Annotated in this window: 24 protein-coding genes; 17 read left to right on the forward strand and 7 right to left on the reverse strand. The window is 68.2% G+C overall.

The features are described from left to right. The 4 genes from HOV91_RS21955 to phoU form a co-directional block, all read left to right on the forward strand. On the forward strand, positions 1 to 230 hold a 230-nt coding region (locus tag HOV91_RS21955; protein WP_174187295.1), incomplete at its 5' end, for a hypothetical protein. A gap of 388 nt (positions 231 to 618) precedes the next feature. Continuing rightward, on the forward strand, positions 619 to 1,143 hold the full coding sequence (locus HOV91_RS21960; RefSeq protein ID WP_174187296.1) for an SRPBCC family protein: 525 nt from the start codon (positions 619 to 621) through the stop codon (positions 1,141 to 1,143). Positions 1,144 to 1,155: 12 nt separating this feature from the next. Then, positions 1,156 to 2,325: a zinc-dependent alcohol dehydrogenase gene (locus HOV91_RS21965; protein WP_174187297.1), complete on the forward strand. Its 1,170-nt coding sequence runs from the start codon at positions 1,156 to 1,158 to the stop codon at positions 2,323 to 2,325. Between the two features lie 94 nt (positions 2,326 to 2,419). After that, positions 2,420 to 3,094 (forward strand): phosphate signaling complex protein PhoU, encoded by a 675-nt coding sequence (gene phoU / locus HOV91_RS21970; RefSeq protein ID WP_174187298.1) that lies wholly within the window; start codon positions 2,420 to 2,422, stop codon positions 3,092 to 3,094. A gap of 128 nt (positions 3,095 to 3,222) precedes the next feature. Here phoU and HOV91_RS21975 read toward each other — a convergent pair whose 3' ends face one another. Together HOV91_RS21975 and HOV91_RS21980 are read right to left on the reverse strand one after the other, a co-directional pair. Beyond that, the gene (locus HOV91_RS21975; protein ID WP_312884732.1) at positions 3,223 to 3,729 is read right to left on the reverse strand and encodes a DUF4240 domain-containing protein; all 507 of its coding nucleotides are present in this window, start codon (positions 3,727 to 3,729) and stop codon (positions 3,223 to 3,225) included. A gap of 101 nt (positions 3,730 to 3,830) precedes the next feature. Next, complete coding sequence (locus HOV91_RS21980) at positions 3,831 to 4,607, reverse strand: DUF1206 domain-containing protein (RefSeq protein ID WP_174187336.1); 777 nt, start codon at positions 4,605 to 4,607, stop codon at positions 3,831 to 3,833. 286 nt (positions 4,608 to 4,893) lie between these two features. Here HOV91_RS21980 and HOV91_RS21985 point away from each other — a divergent pair, with 286 nt between their 5' ends. The 6 genes from HOV91_RS21985 (at position 4,894) to HOV91_RS22010 (ending at position 12,303) form a co-directional block, all read left to right on the forward strand. After that, entirely contained in the window at positions 4,894 to 5,631 is a 738-nt protein-coding gene (locus HOV91_RS21985; RefSeq protein WP_174187299.1) for an MBL fold metallo-hydrolase, read from the forward strand. A 122-nt stretch (positions 5,632 to 5,753) separates the two neighbouring features. Next, positions 5,754 to 6,383, forward strand: a complete 630-nt coding sequence (locus tag HOV91_RS21990; RefSeq protein WP_174187300.1) for a TetR/AcrR family transcriptional regulator — start codon at positions 5,754 to 5,756, stop codon at positions 6,381 to 6,383. A gap of 401 nt (positions 6,384 to 6,784) precedes the next feature. Continuing rightward, positions 6,785 to 8,038, forward strand: coding sequence for a PucR family transcriptional regulator (locus HOV91_RS21995; protein ID WP_174187337.1), 1,254 nt, complete (start codon positions 6,785 to 6,787; stop codon positions 8,036 to 8,038). Positions 8,039 to 8,146: 108 nt separating this feature from the next. Continuing rightward, positions 8,147 to 9,535, forward strand: a complete 1,389-nt coding sequence (locus HOV91_RS22000) for an ABC1 kinase family protein (protein WP_174187301.1) — start codon at positions 8,147 to 8,149, stop codon at positions 9,533 to 9,535. A 103-nt stretch (positions 9,536 to 9,638) separates the two neighbouring features. Next, a complete protein-coding gene (locus tag HOV91_RS22005) occupies positions 9,639 to 10,811 on the forward strand; it encodes an aminoglycoside phosphotransferase family protein (protein WP_174187302.1) in 1,173 nt (390 codons plus the stop codon). 238 nt (positions 10,812 to 11,049) lie between these two features. Further along, positions 11,050 to 12,303, forward strand: coding sequence for a cytochrome P450 family protein (locus HOV91_RS22010; RefSeq protein WP_174187303.1), 1,254 nt, complete (start codon positions 11,050 to 11,052; stop codon positions 12,301 to 12,303). Positions 12,304 to 12,401: 98 nt separating this feature from the next. On the opposite strand, the gene HOV91_RS22015 is transcribed toward HOV91_RS22010, so the two are convergent. After that, positions 12,402 to 14,138, reverse strand: a complete 1,737-nt coding sequence (locus HOV91_RS22015) for a hypothetical protein (RefSeq protein WP_174187304.1) — start codon at positions 14,136 to 14,138, stop codon at positions 12,402 to 12,404. After that, complete coding sequence (locus HOV91_RS22020; protein WP_174187305.1) at positions 14,066 to 15,706, reverse strand: helix-turn-helix domain-containing protein; 1,641 nt, start codon at positions 15,704 to 15,706, stop codon at positions 14,066 to 14,068. Before HOV91_RS22020 ends, HOV91_RS22015 begins: the two co-directional genes overlap by 73 nt. An 88-nt stretch (positions 15,707 to 15,794) precedes the next feature. Here HOV91_RS22020 and HOV91_RS22025 point away from each other — a divergent pair, with 88 nt between their 5' ends. Further along, a complete protein-coding gene (locus tag HOV91_RS22025; protein WP_174187306.1) occupies positions 15,795 to 16,064 on the forward strand; it encodes a hypothetical protein in 270 nt (89 codons plus the stop codon). A gap of 193 nt (positions 16,065 to 16,257) precedes the next feature. After that, positions 16,258 to 16,596 carry an STAS domain-containing protein gene (locus tag HOV91_RS22030; protein ID WP_174187338.1) on the forward strand — a complete coding sequence of 113 codons (339 nt, stop codon included), beginning with the start codon at positions 16,258 to 16,260 and terminating at the stop codon, positions 16,594 to 16,596. 51 nt (positions 16,597 to 16,647) lie between these two features. Here the strand turns inward: HOV91_RS22030 and HOV91_RS22035 are convergent, their stop codons facing one another. After that, on the reverse strand, positions 16,648 to 17,685 hold the full coding sequence (locus HOV91_RS22035) for an LLM class F420-dependent oxidoreductase (RefSeq protein WP_174187307.1): 1,038 nt from the start codon (positions 17,683 to 17,685) through the stop codon (positions 16,648 to 16,650). Between the two features lie 154 nt (positions 17,686 to 17,839). Here HOV91_RS22035 and HOV91_RS22040 point away from each other — a divergent pair, with 154 nt between their 5' ends. Further along, entirely contained in the window at positions 17,840 to 18,499 is a 660-nt protein-coding gene (locus HOV91_RS22040) for a cyclodeaminase/cyclohydrolase family protein (protein ID WP_174187308.1), read from the forward strand. Positions 18,500 to 18,526: 27 nt separating this feature from the next. Here the strand turns inward: HOV91_RS22040 and HOV91_RS22045 are convergent, their stop codons facing one another. Next, positions 18,527 to 19,429 (reverse strand): NADP-dependent oxidoreductase, encoded by a 903-nt coding sequence (locus HOV91_RS22045; RefSeq protein WP_174187309.1) that lies wholly within the window; start codon positions 19,427 to 19,429, stop codon positions 18,527 to 18,529. Positions 19,430 to 19,495: 66 nt separating this feature from the next. Here HOV91_RS22045 and HOV91_RS22050 point away from each other — a divergent pair, with 66 nt between their 5' ends. The 4 genes from HOV91_RS22050 to HOV91_RS22065 all read left to right on the forward strand — a co-directional run bounded on the left by HOV91_RS22050 (position 19,496) and on the right by HOV91_RS22065 (position 22,494). Further along, positions 19,496 to 19,930, forward strand: a complete 435-nt coding sequence (locus tag HOV91_RS22050; protein WP_174187310.1) for a winged helix-turn-helix transcriptional regulator — start codon at positions 19,496 to 19,498, stop codon at positions 19,928 to 19,930. Positions 19,931 to 20,106: 176 nt separating this feature from the next. After that, entirely contained in the window at positions 20,107 to 20,859 is a 753-nt protein-coding gene (locus HOV91_RS22055; RefSeq protein ID WP_174187311.1) for a L,D-transpeptidase, read from the forward strand. A gap of 55 nt (positions 20,860 to 20,914) precedes the next feature. Beyond that, positions 20,915 to 21,562 carry a nucleotidyltransferase domain-containing protein gene (locus HOV91_RS22060; RefSeq protein WP_174187312.1) on the forward strand — a complete coding sequence of 216 codons (648 nt, stop codon included), beginning with the start codon at positions 20,915 to 20,917 and terminating at the stop codon, positions 21,560 to 21,562. 185 nt (positions 21,563 to 21,747) lie between these two features. Then, a complete protein-coding gene (locus HOV91_RS22065; RefSeq protein ID WP_174187313.1) occupies positions 21,748 to 22,494 on the forward strand; it encodes a DUF8176 domain-containing protein in 747 nt (248 codons plus the stop codon). A gap of 114 nt (positions 22,495 to 22,608) precedes the next feature. Here the strand turns inward: HOV91_RS22065 and HOV91_RS22070 are convergent, their stop codons facing one another. Continuing rightward, complete coding sequence (locus HOV91_RS22070; RefSeq protein ID WP_174187314.1) at positions 22,609 to 23,454, reverse strand: bifunctional 5,10-methylenetetrahydrofolate dehydrogenase/5,10-methenyltetrahydrofolate cyclohydrolase; 846 nt, start codon at positions 23,452 to 23,454, stop codon at positions 22,609 to 22,611. Positions 23,455 to 23,661: the final 207 nt, after the last annotated feature.

Consider the following 23,661-nt stretch of genomic DNA (forward strand, 5'->3'; position numbering starts at 1 on the left):
AAGCGATCGTCAAGGGCGAGAACATCCCGGAACCGGGCATCCCGGAATCGTTCAAAGTCCTGCTCAAAGAACTCCAGTCCCTGTGCCTCAACGTCGAAGTGCTGTCCTCCGACGGCGCCGCGATCGAACTGCACCAGGGTGACGACGACGATCTCGATCGCACCGCGGCGAATCTGGGCATCACCCTGTCTCGCAACGAATCCGCAGGGGTGGACGACCTCCCCGGCTGATCCGGCCACCGCCGGCTGATCACCGCGCCGCGCACGGCACTGTCGCGATAGTCCGTGCGCGGCGCTCGCTGCCGCCTGCACACACACCGAACGCTGCGGCCGCGGGGAGCTCACCGGTTGGTGTGTGCCCGCGCGGTCGCTGAGCGAGCTGTCCGCCCCCGCGGTTACCAGGACCGATCTGTCGCCTCGGGGGTCCGTCACGGGGGCATCACCAACGTTTGGCGTGCTCGTCGCCGGGTAGCCGCTCGGAGACCGCATAGGAACGCGCAGCGGCGACGGCTCCGCTTCCTGTGCGACCGACACACAACTCGTGGCCGCGGACGGCAGGGACGGCACTTTCCTGCGCGTCCGGATGCGATACGGACCAGGGAGAGCGAGAGGAGGGCCCGTGCACTACATCGATGACACCAAACACCTACTGAGCGATCTCGTGGGGCGCGTACTCGAGTCGGCGAGCAGCTACTCGAGCAGTCAAACCGTGACCATCGCCCGCCCCCGAGCCGAGGTGGAGCGATTCTGGCGCGATCCGGCGAACCTGTCCGAGGTCCTGGGCGATGTCGCCGAGGTCCGATCCACCGGTCCGTCGAGCTACGAGTGGACGTTGCATTCGGGCGCCGACGGACGCACGACCTGGAAGACCACGCTGCACGACGAGGAGGAGGGACGTTTGCGGTTCGTCGGTTCGACGGACGACGACACCTCGTCCGCGCCGGGCTTGGAGCTGGAATTGCGCTTCCGGGACGCGCCGCGTGACCTCGGCACCGAAGTGACGATGCGGGCGCGGACGCCGCTACCGGACGTCCTGACCGGCGCGGCGACCTTCACCGCCCTCTACCGGGCCCGTGCCCGGCTGCAGACCGGCGAAATGCCCACCCTGGCCCACAATCCGAGCGCTCGCGATTCCGCTCGGTGAACAGGAGGAGACATGCACGCGCTCTGCTGGAACGGCGTCAACGACCTCGCCGTGGAGACCGTCCCCGACCCCGTCCTGGTCAATCCGCACGATGTCATCGTGCGGGTCCGTCTGACCACGACGTGCGGGTCCGACCTGCACTTCATCGACGGCTATCTGCCGGGGATGCGGGAAGGCGACGTTTTCGGACACGAGTTCATGGGTGAGGTGGTCGAAGCCGGAGCCGAGGTCACCTCCACGAAGGTGGGCGACCGCGTTGTCGTCCCGTCTTTCATCGGGTGCGCATCGTGCTGGTACTGCGACCACGAACTGTATTCCCTGTGCGATACCACCAATCCGAACGGCGCACTGCAACAACCTGTTTTCGGTTATCCGACCGGCGGAATCTACGGGTACACCCACCCCTTCGGCGGCTACCAGGGATCCCACGCGCAGTATGTCCGCGTTCCCTTCGGTGACGTCAATTGCTTCCGGATACCGGAAGGGATCACCGACGAGCAGGCCCTCTTCATGTCCGATGCCGTGCCCACCGGGCTGATGGGCGCCGAATTCTGCGACATCCATCCCGGGGACACCGTCGCGGTGTGGGGCAGCGGCGGCGTCGGACTGATGGCGGGGCACACCGCTCGGCTTCTCGGCGCCGATCGGGTCATCGTCATCGATCGGTATCCCGAGCGACTGCGGATGGCGAGCGAGCAGTTCGACGCCGAGACGATCGACTACACCGCTGTCGACAGCGTCCAGGAGAGCCTGCGCGAGAGCACCGGCGGCCGCGGTCCGGACGCCTGCATCGACGCGGTCGGGATGGAAGGACACGGCACCGGACTCCAGCAGATCTACGATCGCGCCAAACAGTTGCTCCGCCTCGAATCCGACCGCGCGACACCGCTGCGCGAAGCGATTCTCGCGTGCCGGAAAGGCGGCGTCGTCGCGGTGCTCGGCATCTACGGGCTGACCGACAAGTTTCCCATGGGCGTCGTGACCAACAAGGGCCTCACCATTCGCACCGCCCAGCAATATGGTCAGCGGTACGTGCCCCGGATGTTCGATTACATCCAGCAAGGTGACCTCGACCCCTCGTACCTCATCACCCACGACATGCCGCTCGAAGACGCGGTGCACGGCTACGACATCTTCAAGAACAAAGAAGAAGGCTGCATCCGCTCGGTCTTCCGGCCCTGAGGCCGCTTTCCGCCGGTGTGGGCGAGCGCCTCGCGACGACGCGCGGCTCGACGCCGACCGGGCAGGGCTTGACGCGCTGGTGGAGGATGAGAGGATGCGGACTCGCTTCCACGAGAACCTCGATCAGCTCGCCGAGCGATTACAGGCGATGTGTCTGCGCAACCGCAACGCGATCGCCGCCGCCACCAACGCGCTGCTCGGCGCCGATCTGGAGCTGTCCGAACAGGCGATCGATATCTGCCACGAGATCGACGCCATGCGCGAGGACTGTGAGCACACGGCGGTGAGCCTGCTGGCATTGGAGGCGCCGGTGGCCGGCGAGCTGCGGCGGGTGGTCACCGCCATCCAGCTCGTCGGCGATCTGGTCCGGATGGCCGCGCTGGCCGAACACATCGCCAATGTCGCGCGCCGCCGTCATCCGGAGCACGCGGTCCCGGAAACGGTGCGCCCGCTCGTGTCCAGCATGGGTGCGGCGGCCACTGCCATGGCCACCGGCGCCGCAGCGGTGCTGACCTCCGGCGACCCCCACGATGCCGCCCAGCTCGACGCCCAGGACGACACCATGGACCACCTGCATCAGCGACTGCTGGCAGCGATACTCGCCGACGACTGGACCGGTGGCACTGCCGCCGCGGTCGATCTCACCCTGCTCGGCCGCTACTACGAGCGATTCGCCGACCACGCCGTCGAAGTCGGCAGGCGCACCGTCTTCATGGCGACCGGCCACTTGCCCGAGCACTTGCCACCGGTCGAACCGACCCACGACTGAGAAGGCGGCGGGTTACCGCCGCGGTACCGGCGACCGAGGGTGACCGGTCGCCGGAACCCAGCGCGTCGGGCCGGTGACGCGACGGCCCGGCCGATATGCCGGGCGGAGAACCGATGATTTCGGCCGAATCAGGCCCAACCGTCCGGATTGGTGGCCGTCTCACGCGAGATGCCGGAACCGGTGTCCGGAAAGACGCCGAACCGCTCCTGGTGCAGGTGCGCGAAGAAGTAGCACATCGCCTCGCACTCCGCGTCGAGTACGGCCACCTCCGGGTCGGCTGCCACGGCCTCGAAGAAGTCTCGGCCCATCGCGACGATGAAACCGCGACAGTACAAGAAGCCGTCATCCGAGCCGTCCGTCACTTCCTGGATGTCGGAACGGTCGAGGTCGAACAGCTTTCGCTCCAGCACCCGGTCCAGCGCGGTCAACTCCTCGCCCGACAGTCGTTCGCTCAGGACGCGCAAATGGCCGACAAAGTCGTCCAAATGCTTGTCGATGGCGTACGCCGAATCGTCGCTCCGCCGGTCGATCAAGGCTTTGCGCAGCGTGTTCGGCTCGGCGCCGACCCGTTCCCACGCCGACTCGATAAGGCCCCAGAATCGAGACTCTTGCGCCACTGTCGGAATCTTGCTCACGGGCCGGAAGCTATCAGAGATAGAGGCTGCTTCGAGTCGGCCGCCTACCCAAGGGAGGGTGCCGCCCCCGGCGCGGCAGAGCGGAAGCGGCACCCGCCGATTCACACCGGTACGCCTCCGTAGGTCCGCCGGTATTTCGCTTGGAGGAACGACAGGACGCCGAACGCCATCAGGCCGAGGGACACCACGATGAGCAGCCACGGCCCCAAAGCGCTGTCGGCGAAGTCGTGCAGTACGGCGTCGACTCCTTTGGCGTCGGCCGGTTCGTAGTTCGCGGCCGCCACCACTGTGGCCAGTCCGATGCCCACCACGATCACGCCACGCGCCAGGTAACCGAACCGGCCCAACCAGATCACGCTCTCCCGCGACGCCTGGGTCATCCAGCCCATGCGCAGGTCATCGACGAAGGCGAGACGAAGTCCCCGCAAAGTGATCAGGACACCCAGAGCGAGAAGGGCAAGGCCGATCAAGAGGACGACCACCTGTCCGCCGTCCCAGCCGAGAATGCGGGCGGTCACATCGCGGGCGACGGCGTCACCGGGCGGCGGCGTCCGGCCGTCGACGACGAACCGAAGGATGACGAAGAACGCTACGGCGTAGGCGAGACCGAGTGCCAAGGCGCGCAACCGAAGTCCGTTCGCGCCGGCCGCGGGCGCGGAAGCGGCCTGCGCCAGCCGCCAAGCGGCCAGGCCGGCGAATCCGAGCGCCAGAATCCAGAGCAGGAGGTAACCCAGCGGCTTACCGGCCAGGGCGGCGAGCGCTCCGCCCGCGCTCGGCTCGTGTTGCGCGGTGCCGACAGCCAGCATGAACGCGAGAATACCGATGACGATGTAGGCGATTCCGCGCGCGATGAAACCGAATCGCGCGGCCCCTGCCAGCCCGCCGGTTCGCGCATGTCCGCGCGGCCCTCGACTGCCTCGCCGGCGCCAACCGGCGCCGTACCGGCTCCGCCACCGGCTGCCGTAACCGCCGCGCCACGGCCTGCGGCCCGCTCCCCCGGTACGACGCCATCGATACCTATCAGCACTTCGAAATAGACTCATGATCCTCACCTCTCACGAACCGTATTGCCAGCTTCGGGTGGAATAACCACGACGAGTCGTCTATGGGCCTGAGACGGGGCGTTCGGCCCACACCATCGAATCCAGCAGTGAGGACAAGCGCTTGAACATCGACCAGGTATCCGATTCCGTCTACGTCGTCGCCGGCACGAACGTCAACTGGGCACTGGTGAGCGACGGTTCCGGCGTCACGGTCGTCGACGCCGGATATCCCGCCGACACCGAGGCCGTGCTGAGTTCCGTGCGTCAGATCGGACACGAGCTCGCCGATATCGCCGCTGTGCTGCTGACCCACGCGCATCTCGATCACATCGGCGCCATCCCCACCCTTGTCGAACAGGTCGGGATGCCCGTCTACACCGGCGCGGAGGAAGTCAGGCACGCCAAACGCGAATACCTGCAACAGATCACGCCGGCGCAAATGGCCGGGCAACTGCTCACCCGCCGCGGCGCCCGCTGGGTGATCCAGACCTTACGAGCGGTCCGCGGCCATATCGGTACCAGCATTCCGTCGGCCACCACGGGTGACGACGCCACCCTGGCCGCGTTACCCGGCGGCTTCGTCGCCGTCCCGACGCCCGGCCACACCGACGGGCACACCGCCTACCTCATGCCCTCCGAAGGAGTCCTGTTCTCCGGCGACGCCTTGGTCACCGGTCATCCCCTCTCGCGCCACACCGGACCGCAACTGTTACCGAAAGTGTTCAATCACAACGCGACCGGAACCCTCGCCAGCGCTCACGCCCTCACCGGCCAGCAGGCGCGGATCCTGGTGCCCGGTCACGGACGACCGATCCACCAGGACCTGGCGACACTGGCCGCGACGCTGCACCAGCCGTGAGACGGGCACACCACCGCTCTCGTTCCCGAAGTCCGGCTCGACCTCGGGATTTCGCTTCGGTGGCGGCACATGTGCTCGTAAGATGAGCGTCGCTCATTTTCATTGACCAGCGGGAGTGCGTGATGCCGCCGAAGGCTGTCGGTCAGCGCCGCCGTCCGAGGCAGGAGCGCGCGAAGGCGACCAGGGAGCACATCCTGGACACGGCGGCGCGGTTGTTCGGAGAGCGTGGCATCGCCGAAACCTCGACCAACCGGATCGCGGTGGAGGCCGGGGTCAGCATCGGCACGGTCTACCGGTACTTCGCGGATCGCGCGGTCCTGGTCGAGGAGTTGCTCGAGCGGTTGCTCGAGACCATCGAGCGCCGCTTCACACAGCAGGTGTTCAATCTGTCGGAGAAACCGATCCAGCAGATCATCACCGACATCCTGCAGGTGATCACCGCCGAACTGGTCGCGAACGCGCAATTGGTCCGTGCGCTGGTCGGCGGAGTGCAGTTCTACAGCAGCGGCATCCCGGAGTTCGAGCCGCGCCTACGTCTGCTGGTCAAGGTGATGTTGATCCAGGTTCTCGGCCCGGGCGACGATCACGAGTACGACGTGATGACGTTCGTCTTCATCAATACCGGCTTCGCGGCCGTCCTGCGCGCGTCAGCCCTCGATGTCGACAGCCGGGCACGCGCGGAGGCGATCGATATGACCGCAAGGATGATCGGCGCGTGGATAGCGGCCGAAGCCGAGGCCAACGCCGTATGAGATGCGTGGCATGGCACGGCAGCCATGCCACCTGCCGTCGCCCGTGAACCGCACGGCCGGATGCCGACGAGGACGCCACACTTCCCCGCCGATCAGGCGAAGCCGGCCAGTGCCCGTCCGGTGATCGGTATGGCGCGAAGAAGTGAGCACCTCACCAGGTTTCGGCGCCGAAATACTCCCCGATTTCGGTGTTACGCGCCCTGTTACTGCTGGTCAACAGGTGGTTTCGTGGTCGCAGAACGACTTGCCCAAAACGGAGTAGTAGCTGATAGAGGACTCGGATTACCGTTGATGACGGAGTGAACAACGCGTGACGCCCAGGCGCCGCCCGGTTGTTCTCGGGGGGCCGGTTCGAGTTTGGACGTGGCCGCCGTTGTGCGGTGACGAGGAGGTCCCACGTGATGATCGAAAGCATCGCCCATCCCGCTGTCGAACCGGAGGGGCAGCCGACCACCCGGCCTCCGCACGATGTGCACAGGCTGGCGCGCGAAGTGGTCGCGCACGTCGTCGACGCGGCGGCGCCCTGCCGGACGCTGCCGGGCGGCGCGGTCGGCACCGACGTCACCGAGGTGGTCCGAGCGTGCCTGCAGTGGGCGATCCACCGATTGGACGGGCATGCCGTGCCGGATCGCATCGATTGCTTGCAGGCCGCGGCAGCGCGGTGGGCGCGCGAGGGGATCCCGGTCGAGGCTGTCCTGCACGCGGTTCACGTGGGGTTCAAATTCGGGCTTGACCTGCTGTTCACCGACCGAGGTTCCACGCATCCCGTCGACATCGCCACCGGCGCCGCCACCGTAGTGGAGCTGTCGAGTCTGCTGTCGGCGACTGTGGGTAAGGCCTACGTCCGCGAATACAAGGCCATCGCCGCCGAACACCACACCGCCGTGCACACTTTGACCTCGGCGCTGCTGGGTGGGCACGCGACCTCCGCGATGGCCCGTGAATGCGGAATACCCCTCGCCGACGAGTATTTCGTGCTCGCTCTCGCCGTGCCCGCGCATCCCGACGAAAGCCATCCCCGGCTCGACAGGCAGGTCGTCGCGCGGCGGAAGCTGCGCCGCCTCCAAGCCGCCCTCGCGGTCCTGTTCGACGATCGGGCGCTGTCGCTGCTGTCGGTCGACGGGGGAACCGTGCTCATCCCGTGCACCCCTCCCCCCGCCTCCGGCCTCGACGAGGTCGTCGAGACACTGTCCGATGCGGCGCAAGTGCCGGTCACCGCCACCGTCGTGTCCGCGGCTCCCGACGACGTCTCCGCCGCCGCCGGGCAAGCGCACGAGCTGCTGGACACGGTGCAGCAGCTGGGGCGCGGACCAGGGCTGTACCGGTTCCCCGAGCTGGCGCTGCACTATCAACTGACCCGTCCGGGGGTCGGACGAGACCGACTCCGCACACACCTCGCCCCGCTGCTGGACCATCCGGAGCTGTTGGAAACACTGCGGACCCATCTCGACACGGGCATGCACCGCCTGCGCACGGCCCGGCGACTGCACGTTCATCCGAACACGGTCGATTACCGGCTGCGGCGGATCGCGCAGCTCACCGGCCTCGACCCCGCGGACGGCAGAGGGCTGTGGTACCTGCGCTCGGCGCTCGTCGCCTCGGCCGCAGGCGACATCCCGAGCGCGATACCGGCCGGCACCCGCCGCCCGGCCTGAGCGGCGGTGTCCGGCCCGACGGCGGCGTGGTCGACAAGCCGCGGTCGGGATGCGAGAAATACTGGACGTGCGGCATCCGCGGCACGGATGCGCATGGAGGTGCACGCGATGCCCGGACGGGTACCCAAAGGGCGGCTGACCCGAAGCGGCCGCCTCGGTGGCCTGGCGGCCGGGCAGGCCGTACGCGGTGTCGGGACCCGGTTGTCGATGATCGGCAGAACCGAGGAAGCCCGGCGCGTTCTCGCCGAGCGCTCGGCGCTGCAGACGGCGCAGCAGCTCGTCACGGTGCTCGGCGGCATGAAGGGCGCGGCGATGAAGCTGGGGCAGATGTTGTCGGTGCTCGAGGTCGACCTCGTGCCGGAATCGCACCGTGAACTGTTCCGGACCAAGCTCGCCGAACTGCGTGATCGCGCGCCCGCGGTGCCGTTCGCCGCGATGCGGAAGGTCATCGAGGACGACCTCGGGCCGTTGGCGCGAATATTCGCCGACTTCGACGAGACACCGATCGCCGCGGCGTCGATCGGGCAGGTGTATCGGGCGCGGTTGCGCGACGGACGCACCGTCGCGGTCAAGGTGCAGTACCCGGGGGTGGACGCGGCGATCCACGCGGACATGCGCAATCTGGAACTGATCGGCAAGCTGTGGAAATCCGTCCTGCCGAGCGCCGCCGACACCGCCGTGCTGGACGAGATCGCCCGCAACATCGGCAACGAACTCGACTACCCACGCGAAGCCCGGACCCAGCACCGGGTGGCGATGCGCTACCGCGACCATCCCTTCGTCACCGTCCCCGACAGCATCGAGGAGCATTGCACGCGCAAGGTTCTCGTCACGGAGTTCGTCGAAGGCAGCGACTTCCGGCAGATCCGGGCGCTGCCCGCGGCCGAACGCGATCGCCTCGGTGAGCTGATCTACCGCTTCTACATCAGCGCGCTGTTCAGCGACAACGAATTCTGCGGTGACCCGCATCCTGGCAACATCCTGCTCGCGGCCGACGGCCGGCTGGCGTTCGTCGATTTCGGGCTCTACGACCACATGGACCCCGTGCACGTCGACTTCGAGCGCGCGTGCCTGCGGGCCGCCGGTGAACACCGCGCCCGAGACCTGTACGACGCCTGGGTCGGACGCGGCATCATCGACCCGGACGCGGGCGTCACCGAAGAGGAATGCCTGCAATACGTGTGGGCTGCCGCGGGATGGCATCTGCTCGACGAGGAGATCACCATCACCCCCGAGATCGCCACCGGCGCAGTCGTACTCGCCGTCGACCCCCGGGTCACCGAGTTCAGAGGTATGCGCCACCAACTGCTCCCGGCCGAACATGTCTTCTCGCGCCGCGCGGACCTGTTCACCTTCGCCGCGCTCGGCCAGCTGCACGTCACCAACAATTGGCATCGCCTCGCACGGGAGTGGCTCTACCACGAGCCACCCGCGACCGACATCGGGCGCGCGATAGAGCGGTGGCGACGATCACGGCACGGCATCGCAAACTCGTAGCGATACAACATTTTCGAGTGTGTGGGTTACTGTCCTGCGGACCCGCGCGCTGGCGATCCGGTTGCTCGGGCGGTCATGTCGTACTCCGAATCGAGGCAAACGTATGAACCACAAGCTCTGGTTGCTCGGACGGTCTGTCACGGTTGGCGCCCACATCCTGGGCGAGACCATATTTCGGCCGAAAGCCCGGCGTGTCGAGGATGTCCCGGTATCCGGTGAGACTGTCACCCCGCAGTGGCTGACGGCTGTCCTGTGCCGCGACGTACCCGAGGCCGAGGTGGTCTCGTTCGAGACCGCCGACGGCAGCCGCGGAACGTCCACCCGCCTCGCGATTCGCGTGCAGTACAACGAGGCGGGCAAGCAGGCGGAGTTGCCGACCGATCTCTTCGCCAAGACCACGACCGCCTTCGCCCAACGCATTCTGCTCGGTGGCGGCAAGATGATCGACGGCGAGACCCGCTTCTTCCGGGACTTCCGTCCCCGGGTCGACATCGAGGCTCCGTTCGGCTACTGGGGCGCCGCCGACGCGGCCTCCTGGCGATCGATCGCTCTGATGGAGGATGTCGCCTCGACCCGCGGCGCGCGGTTCATCGAGCCGAACGCACCGGTCGCCCGCGACCAGATCGAGGATCTGGTGCGCAATCTCGCCCGGCTGCACGGCACTTTCTGGAACCACCCGTCCATCACCGACCTCAAGACCACGACCGAGGCGCTCCAGGCGTACCTTGCCGCCATCGACATGAAGAAGCGTTGCGAGGTCGGTCTGCGCCGGGCGCGGGAAGTGGTTCCCGAAGCCCTGCACGGCCAGGCCGAACGGCTGTGGGCCGGTGTCGAGCGAGCGATCGACATGGCGACGAACGAGATGCCCCAGACCTTGCTGCACGGTGACCCGCACATCGGCCAGACCTACCGGACCGGCGCGGGGCGAATGGGTTTCGTCGACTGGCAGGTAGTGATGCGGGGAGGCTGGGCCCACGACTTCGCCTACACCGTCAACTCGGGATGCGAGCCCGAGGACCGGCGGGCGTGGGACCGCGAACTGCTGGCGGCTTACCTGGACGAGCTCGGCGCCCTCGGCGGCCAGGCCCCGTCCTTCGACGACGCCTGGCTGGCGTACCGGCAGCAGTCCATGTTCGCCTACGCGGCTTGGGCGTTCACGATCGGCAGGGCGGCGTATCAGCCCAAGATGCAGCCCGTGGAGACCTGCCTGACGCTGTTGAAGCGGATCACCACGGCCATCGATGATCACGATTCGCTCGACGCCCTCGGTGTCTGACACGGATTCCTTCGGCTAACCATCGTCGCCTCGCGGCCGGACGACAGTCCGGCCGCCTCGTGCACCGGCGAACAAGCCGCGGAGCTTATTTCGTGTGCGCTGACGATCACCGTCCTCGTGCGCTATACCATCGACCGGTTCCGGCGCAGACCCGGCAACTCGCTCCGATGCGGTGTCCGAGCAGGGAGCGGTGATCCAGCAGTCAGGTACACATGCCAATCAGTTTGGAGTTCGCTCTTTGAGTACGCCGCAATCTCAGCTTTCGGATCGTTCGTGCCCGGTCGCGCACGGGTCGCCGATCGATTCCGACGTCACCCGGATGCCCATGTATTCGCCCGAGTTCGCGGCCGATCCGCACCGGGCCTACCGCGAAATGCGCCGGCGCTACGGGTCTTTGGCTCCGGTCGAGCTGGCGCCCGGCGTACCCGCCACGCTGGTGATCGGCTATGGCACCGCAGTGCGGATCCTCAATGATCCCGAACATTTTCCCGCGGACCCGCGCGCCTGGCAGAAGAACATTCCAGCCGACTGCCCCATTCTGCCGCTCCTGGAGTGGCGGCCCATGGCCAGCCGCAGCACCGGGCCGGACTTCACCCGCTACCGAGGGGCGATCACCGCGAGCATCGATGAGGTCGATCTGTATGCCCTCCACTCCGTCGTGGAGGGACTCGCCGTCCCGCTGATCAACTCGTTCTGCCGGGACGGGTCCGCCGACCTGATCCGCCAGTACGTGTTCCCCCTGGTGTTCGAAGTCGTGAACTATCTGCTCGGCTGCCCACCGGAGATCGGCGAGCAGGTCGCCGCCGGTACGGCCGCCCTCCTCGAGGGTGTCGACGCCGAGAAGGGCAACCAGATGCTCGGCGAGGCCCTGATGAAATTGGTGGCGCTCAAACGCGCCGAACCGCAACACGACATCACCTCGGTACTGCTCCAGCATCCCGCCCGGCTGGATGACGTAGAGGCCTCCCACCACGTGTCACAGGTCTACGGCACCGGGATCGAATTCCAGCTGAACCTGATCGCCAACACCCTCCTGCTGATCCTCACCGACGAGCGCTTCGGTGACAGCTACCTGGGCGGAAACCTGTCCTCCCGCGACGCGCTCGACGAGGTCCTGTTCAACGACCCGCCACTGGCGAACCTGCTGATCACCTACCCCCGCCATCCGATCCTCATCGATGACGTCTGGCTGCCCGCCCACCAACCCGTCGTCATCAGCATGGCCGCCTGCAACAACGATCCCGCGATCCGCACCGGAGACCTGACCGGCAACCGCTCCCACCTGGCCTGGGGCCTCGGCCCGCACGCCTGCCCAGCGCGGTCCCTGGCCTACCTGATCGCGCAAGAGGCCATCGACCAACTCCTCGACGCGCTGCCGGAGATCACCCCGAACCTCCCGAATCGGACACCCAACTGGCGACCGGGCCCCTTCCACCGGGCGCTGACCGAATTGCCGGTCATGTTCCCACCCACCGCTCCACTGAACATCTGACAATCACCACCTGGTCTGCCCAGCACACCGCCGCCGGTCCGCGATCGCGCGGCGGCGCACTGAGCCGCATGCGCCGGTGGTCACGGCGATCACGGCGATCACGCCAAGTCGTCCCAGGTCCACGCAGCGGTGGGCTCGCCATCGGGTTCTCGTCCGTATCGGAAGTCACCCGGATGCTCGGTCGTATCGAGTAGTAGCGGGAACATTCCGGCGGCTGGGAGGCGGGCGATCAGGGTTTCGAGCTGGTCGGTCAGCTCAGCTGACCGCAATCGCTGCAGTAGCTCGCCGACACCGTGCCTGTCGTTGAGGGGCATTTCGGTGGCGGCGCGGGTTGCGAGAGCTTTGAATTGGCCGGTGAGTCCCGCTGACCGCAATTCCTTCAGGAGTTCGCTCACGCCGACGGGGTTGTCGAGGGGTATTTCGATGGCGGCGCGGGTCGCGAGGGTTTCGATCTGGTCGATCAGTCCTGCGGCCTGTAGCCCGTTCAGCAAAATGATCACGGCGATCGCGTTGCCGAGGGTCGCTTCGGTTGCGGGTGATCGGGCCGCGAGGATTCGAAGTAGATCTGTTCGTCCCGCTGCCTTCAGTGTCCTCAGCAGCCCGCTCACGCGGCCTGTGTCATCGAGCGTCACTTCGGTGACGGCGCGAGCCGCGAGGGTGTCGAGTTGGCCGGTCAATCGTGCCTCCCACAACTCTTCTGCGAGGGCGCCGACGCCGAAGGTGTCGCCGAGGGCGGCGTCGGTGACGGCGCGGGTAGCGACTGCTTCGAGCTGATCGGTCAGTCCTGCTCTCCGCAATGCCCTCAGAAGGCTTGCTACGCCGCGCGTGTCACCGAGCGCCGCTTCGGCGACGGCCCGGGTCGTCAGGGTTTCGAGTGGGCCGGTGAGTCCCGCGCCCCGCAACTCCCGCAGCAGATCCACGCTCACGCCGTTCATACCGCCGAGAGGCACTTCGGTGACGGCGCGAGTAGCGAGAGTTTCGAATTGGCCGGTCAGCCCCGCTTCCCGCAATGCCCACAGCAGCAGGGCGGCACCGTAAGCGTTGCCGAGCGCGGCTTCGGTGACCGCGCGCGTCGCGATGGCTTCGAGGTGGCTGGTCCGGCCTGCCGCTCGCAATTCCCTCAGCAACCAGCCCACCTCGGCCGTGTCACCGAGGGCCGCTTCGGTGACCGCGCGAGTCGCGAGAGCTTCGTAATGGCCGGTCCGGCCAGCCACCCGCAATTCTTCCAGCAGCACTCGCACGCCGATGGTGCTGGTGAGGGCCGCTTCGGTGACGGCGCGGGTCGCGAGGATGTCGTATCGGCCGGTGAGTCCAGCTGCCCGCAGTTCCTGAAGCAGCCCGCGCACTCCGACGGTGTCGTCGAGGGCCGCTTCGGCTGCGGCGCGGGCCGCCAGGGTCTCGTATCGGCTGGTCAGTCCTGCTGCCCGCAGTCCTTCCAGCAGCCGGACTACGCCGAACATGTCATCGAAGGGGGCCTCGGCGGCGGCGCGGCTCGCCAGCGTTTCGTATTGGCTGGTCAGCCCCGCTGCCCGCAGCGCGTCCAACAGCTGCCTCACGTGGTTCGTGTGGTCGAGGGCGACTTCGGCGGCGGCGCGGGTCGCGATGGTTTCGAGGTGGCCGGTCAGTCGCGATTCTCGCAACTCGTTCAGCAGTACCGTCACGGCAGACGCGCGGTGGAGGATCGTTGTGATGGCGGCTCGAGCCGCGAGGGTTTCGAGTGGGCCGATCAGTCGTGCTGCCCGCAATTGGCGCATCAGGTGGGCTACGCCGATCGCGTCTTCGACGGCGACTTCGGTGACGGCCCAGATTGCTGGTCGCTGTTCGTGAGCGTGCACGGCTCGGACTGTGCTGAACAGTTCTGCGGCGGCGTCGATGTCGCCGTGGTGGGTGGCGTTCTTCCACAGTTGGGCGGCGTCGCGGTACAGGCCCCGGTCCCGGGCGGCTCGCCCGAGTGTCGCCAGGTCGTGCGGGTGGGCGTGGGTGGCGCCGGCTTCCCAGAACGCGATCGGGGGGATGTCCGCGGCGCGAGTGGCGCGGCCGTGCTGCTCGAGGTAGTCGGCGAGCTGGTAGAACGGGCCGCTGCCGCCGACGAGGTTCTCGTGGACAGGTGTACGGGCGCGGGAGAGGGCCGGGCGGGCCGGATCCGGGTCAGTGGTCCGCGGGCTCCGCGGCAATCTCGGCTGGTCTCGGTGAGTGCTCGTTCGAACCAGTCGTCGCCGAGGGCGTCCCAGTCCTGGTCGCTCATATAGGCGTGCGCCGCGGTTTCGAGGAAGGCGTGGGGCAAAGAGCTGCGGTAGCCCAGGCGGCGGGCATCCATCGCGACCTGCACGATCGCCCGTGCGGCCGAGGTGAGTTCGAGTTCGTAACGGCGTACCAGCTCCGGACCGCCGGCCAGATACTGGCCGATCCGGCCGTCGTCGACGCGCCTGAGCGCCATGGTCAGGCGGGGATCACCCTGAGCAGCGGTACGCACGGCTTCCAGGTCGGCGCCGGTGAAGGAATCCGGAACCTTGATCACGCTGCCTTCCACCAGCGATCGTGCCTGCGATCCCGCGACAGCGCACAGGTTCGCGAGATGAGTCGGCCAGAGGGTGCCCACGATCAGCACCGGCGCTCGCGCGCTGTCGGCCAGCAGGTCGCGCAGGGCGACCGCGGCGTGTTCGTCGCCTCCCGCTGTGGCCCCGAGGTATTCCTGGGTTTCGTTGAGCCACACCACCGTCCGCGGGCGCAATCGCCCCAGTTCGGTCAGCGCTTCTCGCCGGGTCGGGCTGGACGGATGCCACAATCGCCAGCCACCGGCTTCGCGCAGCGGCGCCAGCGCCTCGAACAATGCCCGCGTCTTCCCGGTCGAGGACCCTGCCACCAGGATGGCCATCGCGCTCACTCCGCCGCGCGCCCGCTGCACGACCTCCGCCAGCTTCCGGTCGTGGTCGCGGGGCACATATCGCGGAAGCGGCGGCAGGGCGGATCGGGAGCCGACGGTGATCGGGCGATGGACCTCCAAGACGAACGGGTCGGCAACCTCCTCCAACGGTTGTCCCAGAGCGCGATCGGCGCCCGATCCAGTGCGTGTACGGCGTCGAGTGGCCGCCTGGCCTGCTGCGGCCCGTGCGTGGGCTCGTTGCCATGGTTCCAGCGCGTCCGCGGCGATGCCGTAGGCGAGCAGTATCTCGCGCAGGGTCTTCCACTGGGGGAAGCTCGTGCCGTTGACGGTGTCGTGCAACGTGGCGCTGGACACCTGCGAGTCCGCGGCCAGATCGTGGTAGCTGAGGCCACGGCGTTCGTGCAGACGTCGCAGTGCTGCTCGAAGTTCGGCACGGGTTGTGACCGTGCCCGGATCGACGGTGATCTCCCACCCCCTGTGTCGAGCCGCATTGTTCGGTGTTCGGTGCGTTCGGCGCAAAGCGTTGTGGCGGTCGGACTGCCAGCAGCATTCGGGCGAGCCCGGTCACCGGATGCACCGAACGACCATTCTCGCCGATGGTTGCCCCGTGACCACCCAAATCCTCGCCACGATCGGCGCACTCGTCCTCATCGTGCAGGCCGCCACCCTGATTCCCGGCGCCCTGACCGAACTCTTGCGCTCCAGCCGACGGGCCGTGCTCGCGCTCCGCGAACTCCGGAACGCACTCGACCCGCACACCCGATCACCTGCGGCCTCACAAGACACGCCGCGCCACCGGGATGCCGACGGTGGAATCAACCGAAAGCCCACGAACCCAGCCCTTGACGCCGCTCACAACGATCAGCTGTCGGAGTAGAACGGTTCGAGCGCCCACCCGCTCGCACAGGGGCGTCGATGACCTGCCGCCGTAGCCGCCGCCCAGGAAAGCCGGTCCGCGAACGCGGTATGGTTAGCTCTATGAACACTCAAAGGTTGCGAATCTGCCGCGATTTGTGTGTTGTGATGTTGTGACCAACACTTCCGGAGACGCGTATCCCCTCGCGGACACGATGACCACCACGGTCGCGGCGCACGACGGCGCGACGGTGCTGACGGTAGCCGGCGAGGTCGATCTGGCGACTGCTCCAGCGCTGGAGAACGCGATCGATGCCATTCTCAGCGGCAAACCCGCGGCCTTGATCATCGACCTCACCGCGGTCAGCTTCCTCGCCTCGGCAGGCATGGCGACGCTCGTGGCAGCCCACCAGCGCGCGGGCGCGACCACCGCGATCGCGGTCGTCGCGGAGGGCCCGGCGACCAGCCGCCAGCTGAAGATGACCAGCCTGGATCAGGTGTTCGCGCTGCATTCGACGCTGGAGGACGCCTTGGCGGCGCTCCGGCAGAGATGACGACCCCAGCCGCTGCCGCCGTCGCGTCGCCGACGGCGGCAGCGGCATTTCTCACACCAGTTCGCGCAACTGCTCGACCAGCTTGACGCGTTCGGCGGCCGTCGCCGCCATCGGGACCACGTTCAACACCGTGACGCCCGCCTCTTTGAAGGCCGCGACCCGTTCCTTGACGTAGCCGGCCGGTCCGACCAGGGAGATGTCCCGGACCAGCTGGTCCGGGACCGCTTTGGCCGCGGCCTCCTTCTCCCCCGCCAGGTACAGCTCCTGGATGCGGTCCGCCTCGGCGCCGTAGCCGTACTTCGTCGCAAGGGTGTGATAGAAGTTCTTGCTCTTGGCGCCCATGCCGCCGATGTAGAGCGCCAGATGCGGCTTCACGAATTCCAGCAGCGGCTCGACGTTGTCTCCGATGGCCAGCGCCGGACCCGCGTAGACGTCCAGATCGCCCAGGACGGCGTCCCGCTTGGCCAGACCCGCGGCCAACGAGTCGCCCCACACCTGCCGCGCCTTCTCCGGCAGGAAGAAGATCGGCTGCCAGCCCTCGGCGATCTCGGCGGCCAGTTCCACGTTCTTCGGACCCAGCGCGGCCAGCAGCACCGGGACGCGCTCGCGCACCGGGTGGTTGATCAGCTTGAGCGGCTTGCCGAGGCCGGTGCCCTGCCCGGCGGGCAGCGGGATCCGGTAGTGCTTGCCCTGGTATTCCAGGCGCTCGCGCCGCCAGACCTTCCGGCAGATCTCCACCAGTTCCCTGGTGCGGCCGATCGGCGCGTCGTAGGGCACGCCGTGGAAGCCCTCGACCACCTGCGGGCCCGAGGCGCCCAGCCCGAGCAGGAAGCGCCCGTCGGAGACGAAGTCCAGACCTGCCGCGGTCATCGCGGTCAGGCTGGGGGTGCGGGTGTAGATCTGCAGGATGCCCGAGGCCAGCTGCAAGTGGGTGGTCTTGGCGGCCAGGTAGCCGAGTGCGCTCACGGCGTCGAACGAGTACGCCTCGGGCACGAACACGACATCCAGGCCCGCCCGCTCGAGGTCGGCGACTTCGGCGGCCGCCTCTTTGAAGCCCCCCGAGTAGTTGATGCTCAATCCGATCCGCATGGCACTCAACATAACGGCGGGTAGGGTCCCGGCGCGCACCGGCCACCGTGTGAACGCTCTGGGCAAGGCGTGGTCCCGGCCGAACGATCGGCGCCACGGGGTAGCGTTCTCCTGGTAGTCCGGTCCTCACCGTAGAACGAAAGGCAACATCCTCGTGTCGCAGACCAGCACGTCGTCCACGGAAACTGCGCCGTCCTTCGGTGAGGTCGCGCTCGCGCAGTACCTGAGCGATCTGGCCGCCAAGATCCCCGCACCGGGCGGTGGCGCGGTGGCCGCGTTGCACGCCGCGCAGGCTGCCGCGCTGGTGGCGATGGTCGCGCGCTACACCACGCGCGCCAAGGACGCCGAGAACCGCCCGGTGGTCGATCGGATCATCGAGGCCGCCGACGAGGCCCGCGCGCGGGCGCTCGCGCTGGCCGACGCCGACGCCGCCGCGTTCACGGCCGTCGGCGCCGCCTACAGGCTGCCGAAGGAGACACCGGAGCAGCTCGCCGCCCGCGCCGCCGCGGTCGAGGCCGCGCTGATCGAGGCCGCCCGCGTGCCCGCCGCGGTCGTCGACGAAGCCGACGAGGTGTTGTCGCTGGCCGCGGAGCTGTTCCCGATCGGGAACCCGAACGTCGTCACCGACATCGGCGCGGCCGCCGCCGCGTGCCGTGCCGCCGCCACCACCTCGCAGCTCAATATCGAGATCAACGTGGCATCGCTGCCTGCCGCCGAGGGCGACCGTTTCGCTCCCGTCCTGGTGCGGATCGACGAGCTCACCGCGCGAGCCGACGCACTGCACGCCGACGTCGTGCACGCTGTTCGCAAATAGCTCGCGCCGACGGTCGACTCGGGGCGCTCAGGCCGGCGGATTCCAGGCGACCAGCACGATCTTGCCGCGCACTCGCCCGGATTCGCTGAGCCGGTGCGCCCGCGCCGCTTCCGAGAGCGGGAGTACCCGGTCGATCGTCGCCCGCAGGTAACCGCGCTCGACCATCGTGGTGATCTCTCGCAGTGACACCCCGGCGGGTTCGACATGGAAACGCTCGTAGCGCGGGTCGGCTTCCGCGTCCGAACCCTGGGTATCGATCAGCCTGCCGTGCGGACGGAGCACCCGCAGCGAGCGAGTTCCGTACTCGCCGCCTACCAGGTCCAGCACGATGTCGACATCGCGCGCCACAGACCCGAAATCGACCGCGGTGTAATCGATCACCTCGTCGGCGCCGAGCCCGCGCAGGTATCCGTGGTTGGCCGTACGCGCGGTGCCGATCACGAACGCCCCGCGATGCTTGGCGATCTGCACCGCCAGATGCCCGACGCCGCCCGCGGCCGCGTGCACCAGCACGCGCTGTCCAGCGCCGAGCGCGGCCAGGGCCTGCCATGCGGTCAGCGCCGCCGTCGGCAGTGCGGCGGCGTGGACCAGGTCGATGTTCCTCGGCTTCGGCGCCAGCGTGTGCGCCCGCGCCACCGCGTACTCCGCGTTGGCGCCGCCGAACACCATGCCGTACACCGGATCTCCGACCGCAAACCCGTCCACGCCGTGGCCGAGTTCGTCGACGACACCCGACACGTCGAGGCCCAGCGTCAACGGTGGATCGCCGAGCCCTCCGACCAGTCCGGCGCGCACTTTCCAGTCGGCCGCGTTGACGCTGGTCGCGGCGACCCGCACCAACACCTCGCCTGGGCCGGGCCGCGGCCGATCGACTTCGGCCACTTCGAGCACTTCCGGGCCACCGAACCTGTCCTGCCTGATCGTGAGCATGCACCGATTCTCCGCGCACCTGGTACCTTTCCGATAGAAGGCACCTTTCTGATATCGAGGTACCCGATGGATACTGCTTGTCACCCGGCCGGAGCTGCCGGTCTGGTCGAGAGCTACCTGCACCACTGCCCCGCACGGGAGGTCCTGGCCGTCCTCGCCGACAAGTGGGTGATGCTGGTCCTGGGCGTCCTGCGTGACCAGGGGGCGCCGATCCGCTTCAACGAGTTGCGCCGCCGCCTCGACGGCATCACCCAGAAGATGCTCACCCGAACGCTGCGCAACCTGGAGCGTGAGGGTTTGGTGCGCCGCGCGGTCTATCCCACGGTGCCGCCGCGCGTGGAGTATTCGCTCACCGAACTCGGCACCAGCATCGGCGCGATCAGTCATGCCATGGGCGTGTGGGCTGTGCAGCATCAGGACCGAATCCTCGCCGCGCGAGCGGAGTTCGACGCGCGAGCGGCGGCCGAACCGGAACCGCTGTCCGTCGGCCCCTCCCGCTGACGGATCATCGCCCTCCGGGGCGCAGCCCCGTTTCGACCGCTCTCGACCGGGTACGCGGTCTGTGGTGGGCGTGCCCGATCGAAGCGGACCGCGGACCAGTTCTATCCGTGGCCGAGTTGATCATGGGGGCCTAGAATGTTCCTTGCCTACCACACCATCTCGAAGGGGTGGACGCCATGAGGAGCGCCATTCGGTACCTGTTCCTCGCGACCGTGATCGTGGCGCTGGCCGCGTTCGGGTCGGGCGCGGCGGCAGCGGCGATGATCGCGAAGCCGTCGACGCCCGCGGTGGCGGCGATCGGACCCTCGAACGGCCAGGTGGTGGGCGTGGCTCATCCCGTGACCGTTCGTTTCGCCGCACCTGTCACGGACCGCGCGCAGACGGAACAATCCATCGATATCAGAACCACCCGGCCACTGCCGGGCACTTTCGCGTGGACCGACGATCGCGAAGTGGTGTGGACGCCGACCGGGTTCCTGCCCGCCGACGCCGCCATCCTCGTCTCGGTCGGCGGCACGCGCACGGAATTCCGCACCAACGCGGGCGTTTTCGGCGACGCCGACATGTCGGCGCACACGTTCACGGTCACCGTGGGCGGCACGGTGGTCCGGACGATGCCCGCCTCCATGGGCAAGCCGGGGTACGAGACGCCGACCGGCACTTGGCCCGTGCTGGAGAAGTTCCGCAGGATCGTGTTCGACTCCCGCACCATCGGCATTCCGCTGAGTTCGCCGGAGGGCTACGTCATCAACGGCGAGTTCGCCGAACGCCTCACGTGGGGCGGGGTTTTCATCCACTCGGCCCCATGGTCGGTGGACCAGCAAGGCTATGCGAACGTCAGCCACGGTTGCATCAACCTCTCCCCCGCCGACGCCGAATGGGTCTACCACACGATCGGCATCGGCGACCCGGTCGTCACGCACTGGTGAGCGGCGCCCTCCTCCGGGTAGCGTCGGAGGACATACCCGACGGGAGGGCCACCGCGTGCGCGAGTTTCCGATTCCATCGCCGCGGGACGCGGAAGAAGAAGCGTTCCACGATCTTTGGGGGCCATGGGCACGCGTCACGCCGGCCGATGTGGGCGAGATCCTCGGCGACGTCGCCGCGCCGTGGTGGGTCGCCGGAGGCTGGGCGATCGACGCGTTCACCGGAACCCGGCGCGAGCACAGTGACGTCGACGTCGCGATGTTCCGCGCCGATCTGCCCGCCCTGCGCACCGCGGCACGAGGCCGCCTGCATATCTGGTCGGCGGGACCCGACGGCATCCGCCCGGTCGACGACCGCTTCCCCGACGTGGCCGACAGCGCCGACCAGGTCTGGCTGCGAGCCGATGCCCGCTCGCCCTGGCTGATCGATCTCCTGCTCAATCCCGGGCAGGACGGGGCATGGGTCAACCGGCGCGATCGTTCCATGGTCGCCCCGCTGGACGAGGTGACGTGGATCGCCGCCGACGGGATCCGGTATCTCAACCCCGAACTGATCCTGATCTTCAAGGTCAAGCAGTCCAGACCGAAGGATCGCGAGGATCTCGAGCGGACCTGGCCGAAGTTGGACGACGCCCAGCGCACGACACTCCGGACGTACATGTCCGCCCACTATCCGCGGCACGAATGGCTGACCCTCGTGCAGTGACGCCGACCTCCGGTTCCCCATGGCCGGGGGAGGCCACCGATGGGAATCCGCGAGCAGCCGAAGGGCAGAATCATCCGCGGGGGGTGACGGCTCAATTGTGAACCCGGCGAGGCGTTCCCGCATCGTGGCGATGCGGATAACCTGGCGGGAACCTGATGAAGGGCGGGGCAATGGATCGACCGGAGATGAGCGCACGACCTGGCTATGACCGCGGCAATCCGTACGGCACCAGGGGGCCGGGACAAGCGCCCGCGAGCGACGAGGACTATCGCGGTGAGTGGGCCGCGTGGGTGGATCAACCGGCCGCGGCTGCGCAGCAGCCGGTCCCCGTGCAGGCACCCGAGCCCGATCCGGACCGGTACGAGGATCAATTCTCGGGTCTGATCGACCGCTCCCCCGCACCGCCCGCGAGACGGCGGTTGGCGGTGCCCCTGCTCGGCACGCTCGGTCTCGCCGCGCTGGCCTTCGCCGCCTACATGCAGTTCGGGACCGGTGGCTCCGACCCGCAGGCCGTCGCTCCCGCGCCGTCCGCTCCGGCCACCGCTCCGGCGGCGCCGGTCGCCCAGTGCCCCGCCGAGCGGGTGGGCAACCGGATCCAGGGCAACGGCGTGGGCGGCTTCGATTCCGGGCCCGCGGTGATCTTCGCCTTCCAGCACGCGTACTACGTGACCAGGTCCGGCGAGCAGGTGCGCGCCACCACAACCGCCGATGCCGCCGTCCAGACGGCCGACGCCATCCAACGCGGCATCGACACCATTCCGGCGGGCACCGCCCACTGCGTGGCGATCACGCCGGGAGCGTTCGCGGGCCAATACATCGTGGTGATCACCGAGCATCGCCCCGGGCAGCAGCCGGTCACCTACAACCCGCAGCTGGTCACCACCACCAAAGACGGCGACCGCACCCTCATCAGCGCCATCACGCGCGCCTGAGAAGCTCGTCGCGCACCGCTCGAGCAAGTGGCCTGTCCGGCTAGCTCGGGAGACCGGAGCAACCGGCAGCCGCGGTCATGCGCGCCATCGCGCGCGTGCGCGAACAGCGCTCGCTCAGCGCGATTCGGCCGCGATCACGACGTGACGCATGAGCAGGGCCGTGGTGACCGGGCCGACGCCGCCGGGAACCGGGCTGAGCCCGGCGGCCCTGCCGCGCACCGAGTCCGCGTCCACATCGCCGACGATCTTGCCGTCGGGGGCCTCGTTGGTCCCGACGTCGATGACCACCGCGCCCTCGCGGACGTGCTTGCCCGAGATCAGGCCGATGCGGCCCGCCGCGGCGACGACCACGTCGGCGGCGGCGGTCACGGCGGCCAGGTCGGCGGTGCGGGAGTGGCACACCGTGACGGTCGCGTCCTTCGCCAGCAGCAGCTGAGCCAGCGGCTTCCCGACGACGTTCGAACGGCCGACGACCGCGACGTGCCGACCGGCGAGCGGGATGCGGTGATGGTCGAGCAGCTCGACCACGGCCTCGGAGGTGGCCGGAACGAAACCGTCCAGCCCGGCCGCGAGCAGGCCGAGCGACAGCGGGCTCACGCCGTCGACATCCTTGGCGGCGACGATCGCCGAACTCACGTCGTCGAGCGTGATACCCGCCGGGAGCGGGGTCTGCAGCATGACCGCGTCGGTCGCGGCATCCTCGCCGCGCGCGGTCAGTTCGGCGCGGATCTGCGCGACACCGGCTTCCGGCCCGAGATCGACCGTGTCGCAAGTGATGCCGAGCCGTTCGGCCGCCTTGCGGAGCGAGTTGACATACCAGGCGCTGGCCGGGTCGTCGTTCGCGACGATCAGGGCCAGGCGCGGGGCGGCGCCGCCATCGGTGAGCGCGGCGGCGCGGGCCTTGGTATCGGCGTTGACGGCGGCGGCGAGTTCCTTGCCGGACAGCGAAACGGTATCCACGTTGACACAGCCTAACGGGCGCGGCCGGACGAATCCCTCCGCCGCCTGGGTCGCATCGAGCAAATTCGTAGCAAGACCCGCGTCCAGTCTTCCGGCCATGGTTTCACCGATCTCTCCTGCCGGTGACGACATCGAACAGCCCCCTTCGCGAATTGCCGGAGAGCGGGGCAATTCGCCCGTATCGTATTCCGTGCTTGCCCCAGCTAA

The sequence above is a fragment of the Nocardia barduliensis genome (assembly GCF_013315795.1).
GTDB lineage: Bacteria > Actinomycetota > Actinomycetes > Mycobacteriales > Mycobacteriaceae > Nocardia > Nocardia barduliensis.

Coding starts and splice junctions, on each gene's coding strand:
- HOV91_RS21965 (WP_174187297.1), top strand. CDS start 1,156: ATGCACGCGCTCTGCTGGAACGGCGTCAACGACCTCGCCGTGGAGACC.
- phoU (WP_174187298.1), top strand. CDS start 2,420: ATGCGGACTCGCTTCCACGAGAACCTCGATCAGCTCGCCGAGCGATTA.
- HOV91_RS21990 (WP_174187300.1), top strand. CDS start 5,754: ATGCCGCCGAAGGCTGTCGGTCAGCGCCGCCGTCCGAGGCAGGAGCGC.
- HOV91_RS21995 (WP_174187337.1), top strand. CDS start 6,785: ATGATCGAAAGCATCGCCCATCCCGCTGTCGAACCGGAGGGGCAGCCG.
- HOV91_RS22000 (WP_174187301.1), top strand. CDS start 8,147: ATGCCCGGACGGGTACCCAAAGGGCGGCTGACCCGAAGCGGCCGCCTC.
- HOV91_RS22005 (WP_174187302.1), top strand. CDS start 9,639: ATGAACCACAAGCTCTGGTTGCTCGGACGGTCTGTCACGGTTGGCGCC.
- HOV91_RS22030 (WP_174187338.1), top strand. CDS start 16,258: ATGACCACCACGGTCGCGGCGCACGACGGCGCGACGGTGCTGACGGTA.
- HOV91_RS22035 (WP_174187307.1), bottom strand. CDS start 17,685: ATGCGGATCGGATTGAGCATCAACTACTCGGGGGGCTTCAAAGAGGCG.
- HOV91_RS22045 (WP_174187309.1), bottom strand. CDS start 19,429: ATGCTCACGATCAGGCAGGACAGGTTCGGTGGCCCGGAAGTGCTCGAA.
- HOV91_RS22050 (WP_174187310.1), top strand. CDS start 19,496: ATGGATACTGCTTGTCACCCGGCCGGAGCTGCCGGTCTGGTCGAGAGC.
- HOV91_RS22055 (WP_174187311.1), top strand. CDS start 20,107: ATGAGGAGCGCCATTCGGTACCTGTTCCTCGCGACCGTGATCGTGGCG.
- HOV91_RS22065 (WP_174187313.1), top strand. CDS start 21,748: ATGAGCGCACGACCTGGCTATGACCGCGGCAATCCGTACGGCACCAGG.